The sequence below is a fragment of the Thalassotalea sp. Sam97 genome (assembly GCF_041379765.1).
Lineage (GTDB): Bacteria > Pseudomonadota > Gammaproteobacteria > Enterobacterales > Alteromonadaceae > Thalassotalea_A > Thalassotalea_A maritima.
The window spans coordinates 1,091,288-1,104,503 of sequence record NZ_CP166919.1 but is presented as its reverse complement, the minus strand read 5'-3'; the positions used below and the strand labels follow the sequence as shown (position 1 = coordinate 1,104,503).

13 protein-coding genes are annotated in these 13,216 nt (G+C 43.6%); all 13 read left to right on the top strand.

Annotation, left to right across the window (positions count from 1 at the left end; all coding sequences use genetic code 11):
* The 13 genes from holA (at position 1) to ACAX20_RS04800 (ending at position 13,166) form a co-directional block, all read left to right on the top strand.
* The gene (gene holA / locus ACAX20_RS04860; protein ID WP_371188989.1) at positions 1–1,056 is read left to right on the top strand and encodes a DNA polymerase III subunit delta; all 1,056 of its coding nucleotides are present in this window, start codon (positions 1–3) and stop codon (positions 1,054–1,056) included.
* Entirely contained in the window at positions 1,056–1,712 is a 657-nt protein-coding gene (nadD, locus tag ACAX20_RS04855) for a nicotinate-nucleotide adenylyltransferase (RefSeq protein WP_371188988.1), read from the top strand. Before holA ends, nadD begins: the two co-directional genes overlap by 1 nt.
* 140 nt (positions 1,713–1,852) lie before the next feature.
* Positions 1,853–2,176, top strand: coding sequence for a ribosome silencing factor (rsfS, locus tag ACAX20_RS04850; RefSeq protein ID WP_371188987.1), 324 nt, complete (start codon positions 1,853–1,855; stop codon positions 2,174–2,176).
* 5 nt (positions 2,177–2,181) lie between these two features.
* Positions 2,182–2,652, top strand: a complete 471-nt coding sequence (gene rlmH, locus ACAX20_RS04845; protein WP_371188986.1) for a 23S rRNA (pseudouridine(1915)-N(3))-methyltransferase RlmH — start codon at positions 2,182–2,184, stop codon at positions 2,650–2,652.
* A gap of 5 nt (positions 2,653–2,657) precedes the next feature.
* Entirely contained in the window at positions 2,658–4,625 is a 1,968-nt protein-coding gene (mrdA, locus tag ACAX20_RS04840) for a penicillin-binding protein 2 (RefSeq protein WP_371188985.1), read from the top strand.
* A gap of 17 nt (positions 4,626–4,642) precedes the next feature.
* Positions 4,643–5,761, top strand: coding sequence for a rod shape-determining protein RodA (gene rodA, locus ACAX20_RS04835; RefSeq protein ID WP_371188984.1), 1,119 nt, complete (start codon positions 4,643–4,645; stop codon positions 5,759–5,761).
* 211 nt (positions 5,762–5,972) lie between these two features.
* Complete coding sequence (locus ACAX20_RS04830) at positions 5,973–6,809, top strand: septal ring lytic transglycosylase RlpA family protein (protein ID WP_371188983.1); 837 nt, start codon at positions 5,973–5,975, stop codon at positions 6,807–6,809.
* A gap of 209 nt (positions 6,810–7,018) precedes the next feature.
* The gene (locus ACAX20_RS04825; protein WP_371188982.1) at positions 7,019–8,179 is read left to right on the top strand and encodes a serine hydrolase; all 1,161 of its coding nucleotides are present in this window, start codon (positions 7,019–7,021) and stop codon (positions 8,177–8,179) included.
* 64 nt (positions 8,180–8,243) lie between these two features.
* Positions 8,244–9,089 (top strand): D-amino acid aminotransferase, encoded by an 846-nt coding sequence (locus ACAX20_RS04820; protein ID WP_371188981.1) that lies wholly within the window; start codon positions 8,244–8,246, stop codon positions 9,087–9,089.
* A 52-nt stretch (positions 9,090–9,141) separates the two neighbouring features.
* Positions 9,142–9,405 carry a DUF493 family protein YbeD gene (ybeD, locus tag ACAX20_RS04815; RefSeq protein ID WP_371188980.1) on the top strand — a complete coding sequence of 88 codons (264 nt, stop codon included), beginning with the start codon at positions 9,142–9,144 and terminating at the stop codon, positions 9,403–9,405.
* A gap of 181 nt (positions 9,406–9,586) precedes the next feature.
* Positions 9,587–10,201: a lipoyl(octanoyl) transferase LipB gene (gene lipB, locus ACAX20_RS04810; RefSeq protein WP_371189582.1), complete on the top strand. Its 615-nt coding sequence runs from the start codon at positions 9,587–9,589 to the stop codon at positions 10,199–10,201.
* A complete protein-coding gene (gene lipA / locus ACAX20_RS04805; RefSeq protein WP_371188979.1) occupies positions 10,198–11,178 on the top strand; it encodes a lipoyl synthase in 981 nt (326 codons plus the stop codon). The genes lipB and lipA overlap by 4 nt, the downstream gene beginning before the upstream one ends.
* 221 nt (positions 11,179–11,399) lie before the next feature.
* Positions 11,400–13,166, top strand: a complete 1,767-nt coding sequence (locus tag ACAX20_RS04800) for a mechanosensitive ion channel domain-containing protein (protein ID WP_371188978.1) — start codon at positions 11,400–11,402, stop codon at positions 13,164–13,166.
* Positions 13,167–13,216 lie beyond the last annotated feature (50 nt).

Here is a 13,216-nt window from a genome sequence, read left to right as displayed (position 1 = left end):
ATGCGTATATATCACAGTCAATTAAGCAAACAATTAAGTCAATCTCTGGCGAATACCTTTGCTATTTTTGGTGATGAACCTTGGCAAAAAAATGATGCCCTTGCACAAATTAAGCAAGTCGCCAAGCAGCAAGGCTACGATGAACTGATCCGCTTTAGCGTTGAGGAAAGCTTTGACTTTGCCGATGTTATGGCCGAGTTTCAAAGCTTAAGCCTGTTTGCTAGCTTACGTATTATTGAGATTGATCTTGGCTCAGCTAAGCTCGATGATAAAGCGAGCAATATCTTAATCGATATTGCTACATTGCAAAAAGCGCAGCAAACTGATGTCTTGTTGATTGTCCACGGTGGCAAACTCGATAGCGCTACCGCTCGAAAAAAATGGTTTAAAGCCATTGAGCAAGCTGGCACCTATATTCCAGTATATGAATTAGAAGGCAAAGGCCTGAGCATTTGGTTAAATCAACAATGCCAGCGCTTAAATATCAAAATGAGTCACGATGCGCAGCGCATGCTCATTGACTTTTTTGCTGGCAACACCCCTGCTCTGGCACAAGAATTAGAAAAATTAGCATTGCTCTATGGACAACACTACCTTGATGTTGATGCGCTCGAACAATTACTGATCCGCCAAGCCAAATTTACGCCGTTTCAATTAACCGATGCATTGCTTGCTGGCCAACTCAGTCAAATTCAAGACATGCTAACGCAGATGAAACACGAAGGTATAGCGGCGCAGCAACTTATTTGGGTTTTACATCGACAAATCACCGAACTGGAAAAAATGCATCTCATGCTAAAATCTGGTGCCCAGCAAGGCGATGTGTTTAAACAATTTAAAGTTTGGGATAAGAAAAAGCCTCTTTATCAACACGCATTAGCAACAATGACGCTAGCTAACATTAAGCATGCGAAAATGCGCCTTGCGCAAGTCGATTTAATCAGTAAAACCGCCAGTGACTTCGATGTATTTATCTTGCTAAGTGATGTTTGCATTAGTTTGTATCATGGTCACGCTACACAAACCCTGCCACTGGACTACGAATACATAGCCTAATGACCAGCAATCTAAACGAAACATTAGGAGCTCAGCGTCTTGGCATTTTTGGTGGTACCTTCGATCCGATTCATTTAGGGCATATTCTTCCTTGTGAAGATTTAGCCAATGCGCTCACACTCAGCCATGTGTTATTAATGCCAGCGCATTTGCCCCCTCATAAATCATCAACCCATGCCAATGCTGAGCAACGATTACAAATGACTCGACTGGTCGCTGAGCAAAATCCATTATTTGTCGTTGACGCGAGAGAATTACAACGCCATGAGCCTTCATATACCGTTAACTCCATTAAAGAGCTCAAGCAACAATACCCAACTGCACAATTGTTTTTCTTTATTGGTACCGATTCTCTATTAAGCTTGCATACGTGGTATCAAATTGACGAGTTATTTACACTCTGTCATTTCGTGGTCAGTACTCGCCCAGGATATAACAGCCTGCATGTTGACGAGACAATAAAACATCGCATAACCCGCAATATAAACGATGTTAACCACCTTGCAGCTGGACAAATATTAATGGTGGAGACTCGTCAAGTTGATATCTCTTCAACACAAATTCGCCAACAACTTCTACAAAAGCAAAATTGTCAGCGCTTTTTGCCCTCTTATATTGCCGATTACATCGAGCAAAATCAGCTATATCAGCGCTAAATAAGTACTGTTATTTACGCTATGTTCGAGCTAGAATAGTGATTCTTTGAGCGACTTAGCTTGATCTTTAGGCGCCTAATTATTTTCCTGCCATCAGCTGTCGCTTATATCACTATTAATAACCCCAATAAGGAAGTAGCTTGCAAAGCCAACAACTTGTCGAATTTGTTATTGAACAACTTGAAAACATGAAAGCCCGTGACATTGTCACACTTGATGTCGAAGAACGTGCCAGTTTCACCGATTATATGGTCATTTGCTCTGGTAACTCTACCCGCCATGTAAAATCAATTGTCGACAACCTACATACCGAAATCAAACAGACTGATGTTGACACCTTAGGTCTTGAAGGTGGTGATGTTGGTGAGTGGTGTCTACTCGATTTAGGCGATGTCGTAGTCCATGTAATGACCGATGAATGTCGCGACTTTTATCAACTTGAAAAACTTTGGTCCGAGCATTAGTCATTATGCGTTTAACCTTAATTGCCGTTGGTAACAAAATGCCAAAATGGATAACGGAAGGATTTAATGAGTATGCCCGCCGTTTTCCTCGCGATTTAACCTTTGAATTGGTGGAAATCACACCAGGTAAACGTGGTAAAAATGCCGATATCGCCCGCATCCTAGAAAAAGAAGGTGAACAGACCTTAGCTGCCGTTCCTAAAGGCGCTCGCATTGTTACCCTAGAGGTAGAAGGTAAGCCATGGACGACGCCACAACTTGCCAAACAATTACACGGCTGGCAAATGGATGGTCGTGATGTCGCTTTGTTGGTTGGCGGCCCTGAAGGCTTAGCCCCAGCATGCATTAAAGCATCTGAGCAAAAATGGTCATTATCACCTCTGACTTTACCACACCCTATGGTTCGCGTCATGATTGCCGAGAGTCTCTATCGTGCTTGGAGCATCAATAACAATCATCCGTATCATCGCGAGTAATCACTTTGCCGGCACGTCGAGTTACCATCAAAAATCATAGCGCCGAAGCAAACCTGTTTGCACGGCGTACCTTCATCACCTTACTGGGTGTGGTCGTGTTATTACTGGTTTTGTTTAACAACATTTATGATCTTGAGGTAACCAATTATGAAAAATACCAAACACATTCCAATAAAAACCGAATAAAGGTATTACCTGTCGCACCAAACCGCGGTCTTATTTACGACCGTAATGGTGTGATTTTGGCACAAAACAAACCGGTGTATTCACTTGCCATAATTCCGGAGGATGTTGACAATATTGACTCAACACTCAATGAATTAGCCGAGCTTATCGAGGTTAGTGATGAACAAAAGCAAAATTTTATCGAATCGATGCGCTATAAACGCCGCTTCAAACCGCTCGAGTTAGTATCTCGACTTAGTGAAGATGATGTCGCTAAGATTTCAGTCAATCAACACCGCCTACCCGGTGTTATCATCGAAGCCCATTTAAAACGCCATTACCCGTTTGCTGAGTTAACCACGCATTCGCTAGGTTACGTTGCCAAAATAAACAGTCGCGATTTATTACACCTTGAAGAAAACGGCTTAATTGAGCAATACCAAGCGACTCGAGATATCGGCAAACTGGGCATTGAACGTTACTACGAGCAAGATCTGCACGGGCAAATGGGCTACCAAGAAGTGGAAGTTAATAACCGTGGTCGTGTGCTTAGAACGCTAAGTTATACACCACCAGTGCCTGGCAAAGACTTAACGTTAAGTCTTGATATTGAATTACAAATGATAGCCAAACGCGCCCTTACCGATAGACGCGGCGCAGTTGTCGCGATTGACCCTCGCGATGGCGGGATTTTAGCCTTTTATTCTAATCCAAGTTATGACGGTAACTTGTTTGTTCACGGTATTTCATCTATAGACTACAAAGCGCTACAAAATAAAGACAGACCGCTGATTAACCGTGCTACGAAAGGCACTTATCCACCCGCATCGACTATCAAGCCCTTTTTGGGCTTAATCGGTCTGGAAGAAAAAATAATTAACCAAAGCTTCAAACTATGGGATCCGGGCTGGTTCCGCCTACAAAATGGCACGCGTAAATACCGCGACCATTTAAAGTGGGGACACGGTTGGGTTAACTTAGAAGAAGCGGTAATGCGTTCGTGTAATACCTACTTCTATGATTTAGCCTATAAAATTGGTGTCGACCGAATCAGCGAAAACATGGCCAAATTTGGTTTTGGTGAACGCACTGGTATCGATATACTCGAAGAAAGCGCGGCTATATTACCAAGCCGAGGTTGGAAGCGTGCTCGCTACAATCAGCCTTGGTACCATGGAGATACGGTAAACATTGGTATTGGTCAGGGTTTTTGGACCGTAACGCCAATGCAATTAGCTCAAGCAACCAGTATATTGGTCAATAAAGGACAGGTTATTGAACCGCATTTTGTTTCGTATTTTCATGAGCCTGTTGAGGTTAACAACGATGATTCTTCCGCGCTTGATGATGAAGGCATCGCAATGAATGCGGCAATTGAGAAAAATACCGTAGCCTTTACCGTTAATGAGAAACCCCCCATCGTATTAAACAATAACAAAAACTGGGATATCATCCTCGATACAATGCACGCGACGGTCAAGCACCCTGCAGGTACCGGCTATAATGCCTTTTTAGGCACAACCTACGATGCTGCAGGTAAATCAGGAACCGGGGAAGTTGTTGGCCGAGATGAAGATGTCGAATACGATGCCAGTAAAATCTCAGAAAGCCAACGAGACAACGCCATGTTTATTGCCTACGCGCCGGCAAAGAAACCGGAAATCGTTGTTGCTATCGCCATAGAGAATGTCGCCGTTGGTGGTGGCGGTTCGAATGCAGGTCCCGTTGCAAGGCAAATTATGGATCAATACTTTGCCAATCAACAACAGCTTGGTCAGCAACAACTGATTACGCCACCTAACCAATAACCTAGAAACGAAAACAGATGATACGAAACACAGGCCAAGACCACGCTAAACGAAAAACCTTAATGGAGCGCATTCATATTGATTTACCGCTGCTATTTGGTTTATTGGTGCTCATGTCGCTAGGCCTTGCGGTTATTTATAGTGCAGGTGGTCAGGATATGGATCTCGTGGTTCGGCAGGTTATTCGTCTTGGCGTTGCCCTTGGTGTGATGTTCGTTGTCGCGCAAATACCGCCATCGTTCTATCAACGCTGGGTTTTTGCAATTTTTGTGATAGGTCTATTACTGCTCGTTTGTGTATTACTTTTTGGTTATGCCAGTAAAGGCGCACAACGCTGGCTTGACCTAGGTTTTACCCGCTTTCAGCCTTCTGAGATCATGAAATTAGTGGTGCCGATGACCACCGCTTGGTTTATTTCACGCTACGATTTACCGGCGAAAACCAAGCACATTGTTATCGCGTTTGCGTTGGTTATGATCCCAACCCTGCTTATTGCCAAGCAACCAGATCTGGGTACCTCGTTACTGGTAGCAAGTTCTGGTATCTTCGTACTGTTTCTGGCCGGTGCAAGCTGGCGTTTAATTGGCGTATGTGCGGGCTTACTATCTGCCTTTTTGCCAATATTGTGGATGTTTTTGATGCGCGATTATCAAAAGCAACGAGTACTCACCTTTTTAAACCCGGAGGAAGACCCGCTAGGCGCTGGTTACCATATTATCCAATCGAAAATTGCTATAGGCTCGGGTGGACTATCAGGTAAAGGTTGGCTACAAGGTACCCAATCTCAACTTGAATTTTTGCCGGAACGGCATACTGACTTTATTTTTGCCGTATTTAGTGAAGAGTTTGGTTTATTTGGGGTGATCGGCTTATTACTGATTTATTTATACATAGTTGTGCGTGGTTTATGGATTGCCGTGAATGCACAAGAAGCCTTTACCAAGCTCTTAGCAGGAAGCCTGACACTGACGTTTTTCGTTTATGTATTTGTTAATATCGGCATGGTTTCAGGCATATTGCCGGTAGTAGGCGTCCCGCTACCCTTGGTAAGTTATGGCGGTACCTCAATGGTGACACTGATGGCAGGGTTTGGTGTTTTAATGGCGATTAGTACCCATCGACGTTTGATCTCATAACTAATCTATGCAACTGGCTAAAAAGCCTTTAAATTCTCACTGAGTGAGCAATAACTTAATGTGATTGGTATAAATACGATATTTCGCTATCGTCGCTCTTGTATCGCTCGATTCGGTACATTATATTGAGGCTATTAAGTCGTCGACACACTGTTTAATACCAATAATGACAATACCTTTTGCTAAGCGTCTGCTTTTTTCCGCGGCCTTAATGCTTGTAACAATAAGCATGTTCGGTTGTCAGACGTCATCACGATATTCACAAAAGCACGATTCCATTCCTACTCGACTACCTACTGAGCAAGAGCTACAAGAGCCCCAACCTAAGGTGTTGGAAAAGAGTCGTGGAGGCAATAAAGATTACCGAGTATTTGGTGTTCCTTATCAAGTGATGAGCAGTGCAGAGGGTTATAGCGAAACAGGTATCGCCTCATGGTATGGTAAAAAGTTTCATGGCCACTTAACATCCAATGGTGAAATCTACGACATGTACGGCTTTAGTGCGGCCCATAAATCGCTGCCACTACCTACATACGCGCAAGTCACTAATTTAGCCAATAACCGTAAGATCATTGTCCGTGTGAATGACCGTGGTCCATTTCATCAAGACCGATTGATTGATCTCTCCTACAGCGCCGCATATAAACTGGGTATGCTGGATAAAGGAACCGCGCGCGTTAAGGTTGAAGCCATTACCCGGAGTAACATTAGTCGCTTTGTTACTGAACCAGAGCAGGCCAGTCAATCACAAGTTGCCAAAGTCACCCCAGTTAAACCCACCAAACCGCACGCAACACAATTAACAACCAATAGTGCGTTTTTTAAGCCCTACATTCATGTATTGGTGACTCGTAATAAAACGTTGGCTGACAATACCGCCAAAGGCATGCGATTTTTAATGCAAGTTCCTGTTTCATTGAGCGAAAAAAATGAACTTTTTCGCGTGCAAATAGGACCAATATCAAGTGCAGAGCAAGCAAAGCAGTTATTGGCAAGTCTACACAACCAAGGTTACCCAGAAGCATACCCACTATTTTCGCTAAAATAGCGCTAGCAAGGGCAACAAATTCACAAATAATCGCCCTTGACGGTTAACATCGACGCCATAATTGCTATACTGTTCGACAATTTTATCGTCGTCCCCTATAACAGTTAAATAAACCGCTAACACGGTTAGAATAATGGTTTTTAGCTATCATCACACTGCGGACGACAACTCATGAAACGACATAACTATTTTCAAAATACAGGTTTATAATGAGCAAATCAGCTAATAAATTGATTCAACTTTTCTCCGGGGTTCTGCTAACCACCACCTCATCATTTGCCGTAGCGGATGTTATTCCGGCACCACCACAAATTAATGCTGAAGGCTATATTCTTTTAGATCACGCCACAGGTTACGTTATTGCTGAAGGTAATGCTGATATACAACTAGAGCCAGCATCTTTAACTAAGATGATGACCAGCTACATCGTCGGTAAAGAAATTCAAGCAGGTAACATTGCTAACGATGACAAGGTGTTAATCAGTGAAAACGCTTGGGCAAAAAACTTCCCTGACTCGTCAAAAATGTTCATTGAAGTGGGCACTGAAGTTAGTGTTAACTTATTAAATCAAGGTATTATTGTTGCTTCAGGTAACGATGCTTGTGTGGCTATCGCTGAACATATTGCCGGCAGTGAAGGCGCCTTTGCTGATATGATGAATGCGTATGCACAGCAATTAGAAATGTTCGGTTCAAATTTTGAAAACTCGCATGGCCTAAGTGGTGATGAGCACTATACCACGCCACGTGATATGGCAACCTTGGCTAGCGCACTGATCCGCGATGTACCGGAAGAATATGCCCTGTACAAGCAAAAATCATTCACCTACAACAACATCAAACAATACAACCGTAATAGCCTGTTATGGGACAAGAGCTTAAATGTTGATGGTTTAAAAACCGGTCATCACTCAAAAGCTGGCTACAACCTTGTAACCAGTGCAACTAAGGGTGATATGCGCCTCGTTGCTGTGGTAATGGGAACCGACAGCGCACAAGCACGCAAAATTGAAAGTAAAAAACTACTAAATTATGGTTTCCGCTTTTTTGAAACCGTTACTCCATACAGTGCCGGCGACAGCTTTGCTCGTAATCGAGTATGGATGGGTGACATTAAAGAAGTCGACTTAGGTGTTATGTCGGATGTGTCTATCACCATTCCTCGTGGTCAAAAGAAAAACTTAGAAGCCAACGTTAAGCTAGATAAACAACTTACCGCGCCTCTTGCTAAAGGTGAAGTTGTAGGTACGGTATCATTGTCGCTCGATGGTGAGCAAATTGCCGAGTACCCACTCGTTACACTACAAGAAGTCAACGAAGGCAGTATCTTCTCGCGCTTAATCGACTATATTAAACTACAAATTCAGTAAGCCTTAGGAGCTCTCAGCCCTTGCCGGTGCAGTGAAAAGCCGTAGCAAGGGTTGACGAACACGCATGAATATTGTTTATCTCAACGGCCAGTTTGTCGCCAAGCAAGATGCAAAAGTCTCGGTCCTTGACCGAGGCTTTTTGTTTGCAGACGGCGTATATGAAGTTATTCCTGTCTATAACGCCATACCGTTTCGCCTTGAGCAGCACTTACAGCGCCTCGATTACTGCCTAAGTAAAGTAAACATCGACAATCCATATAGTCATCAGCAATGGGTCGACATAATTAACAAGGTGATTAGGCAAAATGGTGCTGGCCATATGTCCATTTACTTGCAGCTTACTCGTGGCAGTGACGTCGACCGCCAGCATGTGTTTGCAGAGCAGCAAGTACCCACTGTTTTGGTTATGGCATCGCCATTGAATATCGACGAAAAACACATCGATAGTTGCACAGCCACACTGCTAGACGATATTCGTTGGCAACATTGTGATGTAAAAAGTATCGCTCTGTTAGCCAACATTATGTTGCGTAATGAAGCCCAGCTTAGAGGCTACGATGAAGCCATTTTACACCGCGATGGTTTGGTGACTGAAGGTTCGACATCTAACGTCTTTGTTGTTAAAGACAGTAATATTTACACACCAAAAGCCAATCATTTTATCCTTGGTGGTATCACTCGCGATGTGATTATTGAAATTGCCGAAAATGCGGGTTTAAAAGTGCACCAACAGGACATATATACAGATGACTTATTTGCCGCTGACGAAGTTTGGATAACCTCTTCGAGCAGAGAAATTTCCCCTGTAAGGCAAATTGATGATAAAATAATCGGTCAGGGTAATATCGGCCCTGTAGCAAGGGCGCTGTTTAGCAAATTTCAAGCATTTAAGCGCCAGCTAACCGTGTAAACCACCGATATCGTGTTAACCCTGCCCCTATGGGCACAATAAAGAGAATGTTATGAAAGCCAGATTCGATAAAATTATTGAATTTCCATACGTATTTAATTTTAAAGTGATGGGCGTCGCTGTGCCACATCTACCAGACCTTGTCGTTGCGGTATTGCAACAAGATACTCCGGGCGATTATGCACCGACAATAAAGCCAAGCAGCAAAGGGACTTACCACTCAGTATCGGTTGCCGTTACCGTGCGCAGTCAACAGCATATTGAGAAGCTTTATGCTGAATTGTCTGCGATAGAAGAAGTGCGTTACGTACTATAAACGAAGTTCGAGTTCTCCCTGAAAATTCTAAGTGAATTTTTGCTGACAGTTATCCACCTAGCGTTGTCTGCAGCGCAGCAATGACGGTGGATTTTCTATTTTTTACCGCTATAATGGCGCCTAAATTTCAAACTTTGGATATAACGTGACGCAACCTTTGGTTATTCGCCAACTTGGCACAATGGATTACGAAACGGTATGGCATGCCATGCAAGCGTTTACCGATGATCGTGATGACACCGTTACCGATGAACTTTGGTTAGTTGAACACCCTCGTGTATTTACCCAAGGCCAGGCAGGTAAAGAAGAGCACTTGTTAATGCCTGGGGATATCCCTGTGGTAAAAGTTGACCGAGGCGGACAAGTAACTTATCACGGCCCAGGGCAGCAAGTTATCTATTTTATGATCAATTTACGACGCCGAAAAATCGGTGTGCGTGAACTTGTGACCTTAATCGAGAATGGCATTGTCGCTAGCCTTGCCGACTACGGCATTGATGCTTACGCAAAAGCCGATGCTCCTGGGGTGTATGTTGATGAAAAGAAAGTTGCGTCTTTAGGTCTGCGAGTGCGCAAAGGCTGCTCGTTTCATGGCTTAGCAATTAACATCAATATGGATATGGAACCATTTTTACGTATTAACCCTTGTGGCTATGCTGGTTTAGAGATGGTTCAAACCAAAGACTTAGGTGGTCCAGAGAGTGTCGCAGACGCCGGCCAAAGTTTACAACAGCAATTTCAGCGTTTATTAGCCGCTGATAACGTTTCTTATAAAACAGGTTTAGATGATCTATGAGCAATACTGAGCGCTTAAAAACCAGTAAAGTCGCCGCGGGTACTAAGTTACGCGATGCCGATAAAATGCAACACATTCCGATCCAAGTAATTCCATCGGAACGTGAAACCATGCTACGTAAACCTGAGTGGTTAAAAATCAAATTGCCACGCACCAGTGAAAACATTGACAAAGTGAAAGCCGGCTTACGCAAAGGTGGTTTACACTCGGTATGTGAAGAAGCATCATGCCCTAACTTAGCGGAATGTTTTAACCACGGTACCGCGACATTTATGATTTTGGGTGATATCTGTACCCGTCGTTGTCCATTCTGCGATGTTGGCCATGGTCGTCCATTAGCCCCAGATAGCGAAGAGCCGAAGAAATTGGCTATGACGTTAAAAGACATGGCATTGAAATATGTGGTTATTACCTCGGTTGACCGTGACGATTTGCGTGACGGCGGTGCTCAGCAGTTTGCTGACTGTATCCGTGAAATCGAAGAGCACGCACCGCACACCAAAGTCGAAATCTTAGTACCTGATTTCCGTGGTCGTATGGATAAAGCCTTAGAGATTTTAAATGCTCACCCACCGCACGTATTTAACCACAATATGGAAACCGCACCGCGCTTATACAAAAAAGCACGTCCAGGTGCCAACTACCAGTGGTCATTGGATCTATTGAAAAAGTTTGGTGAAGCGAACCCGAATGTGCCAACCAAGTCCGGCTTGATGGTAGGTTTAGGCGAAACCAACGAAGAGATCCTTGAAGTTATGCGCGATTTACGTGCCCATGGCGTGACAATGCTCACCATCGGTCAGTACCTGCAACCAAGTAAGCACCACTTACCGGTTGAACGTTACGTGCATCCTGATGAGTTCGAAATGTTCCGTCAAGAAGCCATGAAAATGGGCTTTGAGCACGCAGCTTGTGGTCCATTAGTTCGTTCAAGTTACCACGCTGATAAGCAAGCAGCCGGTGAAGAAGTAAAATAAACGACTTCAACACCCAGTACATCAATACCATAAACGGGGTAGCGTAAATCGCTACCCCGTTTTTTTTCGTTGCCTGTTTATCGCTACCGTTAACATAACACATGGCAGCTCCTCCTAATCAATACGATTCCCTTAGTATTTTATGACTCTATGCCAATACTCTGGCAACAATCGACACTGATACAAATACAAAATCTCGCGGTTTTCTGTGGTGTTTTGCTATGGTTAATAAACGTACCTTTTCATTAATCGGAATGCCTGCTGTGCTTAGCGACTCGCGGAGCGTTACATTTGCTATTGTTATGTTTCTAATGCATGCCTGCTTGAGCGTGTCTGTGTATGCTTGGCAACAACAGCCTCCGTCAAAATCAGAAGACACCATCGAGCAAAACCTGCAACAAACATTAACCGAAATAGATGATTATCAGGCATTAATCGAGCAAATTAATCAAGAAGGTAGCGATACCATAGGCTATCAAAAACGAGCCTTGGAAAAACAGCGGCAAACGATGTTAACTCGTTATCGTAACTTGCTATTGCAGTATATTGATGAGGTAAAAAATCATCAGGATGAGGCGTTTATCGCCAACTACAAAAAATCGGCACGCTCACTCGTAACCAGTGCTCTACTTGATATTTATGCGGACATCGAACTCAGTGATGAACGGGTTAGAGAATTAGAAGAACAAATCGCGACAGCGCGGCAAAGTGTTTTCACAGTCAATGCAGGTCCCGCGAAATCTCGGCTTGAGCAACTCAACTGGCGCTTAAATTTAGCTCGCCGCTACCAAGAAGACTTGTATTACGCGCTGGTAAACTTATCAAGAAAATCATCGTTTTTAGATTTAAAAAACCAAAAGTTCCTCGATATTGCAAAAGATAAGATATTAAAACAATCAGATACATTATCAGGCTTAATCGGCTTAAATGAAGACAAGCTACTGCAACTGCAAAAACAAAAAGCTGCAGTACGGAACGAATCTGAAACGGGTAAAAAACTTATCTCACAAACCGCCCTACTCAACTTAGAAATTCAAGAATACGCAAACCGCTTACAACAACTGGTCGCCCTGCTTGAAGATCTAAAATTACCCGCGGCACTGTACAAAAAAACGGTCATTCAAGCACGTAATACCTTAAGTGAAGAAGTGCTCGACGAACAAGTATTATCCCACTTGGTAACCGAGTGGTGGATTAGCTTTCGTACATGGTTACGTCGCCAAGGGCCGGGGATTATTGGCAGTCTAGTAACCTTTATTGGTATTTTCGTTGCTGCGTTTATTATCGCTCGGTTGGTACGTTATATCGTCAGTGTCAGCTTAAAACGCAGCAGACCAAATATGTCGGAACTTGCGCGTAACTTTTTAACCGTCAGCTCCGGTCGCTTAGTGATTTTATTAGCGTTACTTTATGCCCTGTCGAAAATGGGCCTACAAGTTGGTCCACTACTGGCAGGTTTAGGTATTATGGGCTTTGTTATCGGTTTCGCTTTACAGGAAACCATCGCCAACTTTGCCTCAGGGATCATGATCTTAATTTATCGTCCTTATGATATTGGCGATAAAATTCGTGTTGCAGGCTTTGAAGGTCGAGTACGAGCGATGACATTGGTAACGACGACGATATTCACCTCTGCAAATCACCATTTAACCGTACCGAACAATACCATTTGGAAAGACATTATTCACAATATTACCTCCGAGCCACACGTACGCATGGACTTATTTTTTAGTGCGCCATTTACCAGCGACTCCAAAGCCATACTATCTGCAATATCGCAAGAGCTAGATAAAAGCCCGGTGGTTGAACACGATCGAGACAAGCATGCTAGAGTCTACGAGCTGGGTGAGTCTGAAGTGAAGTATATTGCCAGGTTTTGGGTCCGCTCCCCCGATCTTGAAGAAGCTAAATGGTCGATATCAGAAGCGGTTAAGCAGCGCTTTGACGAGTTGGGTATCAGCAAAGATAAAGGCGATAAAGCCAGCTAGCGGCTTACTTGCATTCATTATCCCGACAAACTTGCTCAGTTGTTACCCTG

Bases quoted from the DNA above. Each gene is read 5' to 3' on its own strand.
- holA (WP_371188989.1), top strand. From the start codon at position 1: ATGCGTATATATCACAGTCAATTAAGCAAACAATTAAGTCAATCTCTG.
- nadD (WP_371188988.1), top strand. From the start codon at position 1,056: ATGACCAGCAATCTAAACGAAACATTAGGAGCTCAGCGTCTTGGCATT.
- rlmH (WP_371188986.1), top strand. From the start codon at position 2,182: ATGCGTTTAACCTTAATTGCCGTTGGTAACAAAATGCCAAAATGGATA.
- rodA (WP_371188984.1), top strand. From the start codon at position 4,643: ATGATACGAAACACAGGCCAAGACCACGCTAAACGAAAAACCTTAATG.
- ACAX20_RS04830 (WP_371188983.1), top strand. From the start codon at position 5,973: ATGCTTGTAACAATAAGCATGTTCGGTTGTCAGACGTCATCACGATAT.
- ACAX20_RS04825 (WP_371188982.1), top strand. From the start codon at position 7,019: ATGAGCAAATCAGCTAATAAATTGATTCAACTTTTCTCCGGGGTTCTG.
- ACAX20_RS04820 (WP_371188981.1), top strand. From the start codon at position 8,244: ATGAATATTGTTTATCTCAACGGCCAGTTTGTCGCCAAGCAAGATGCA.
- ybeD (WP_371188980.1), top strand. From the start codon at position 9,142: ATGAAAGCCAGATTCGATAAAATTATTGAATTTCCATACGTATTTAAT.
- lipB (WP_371189582.1), top strand. From the start codon at position 9,587: ATGGATTACGAAACGGTATGGCATGCCATGCAAGCGTTTACCGATGAT.
- lipA (WP_371188979.1), top strand. From the start codon at position 10,198: ATGAGCAATACTGAGCGCTTAAAAACCAGTAAAGTCGCCGCGGGTACT.
- ACAX20_RS04800 (WP_371188978.1), top strand. From the start codon at position 11,400: ATGGTTAATAAACGTACCTTTTCATTAATCGGAATGCCTGCTGTGCTT.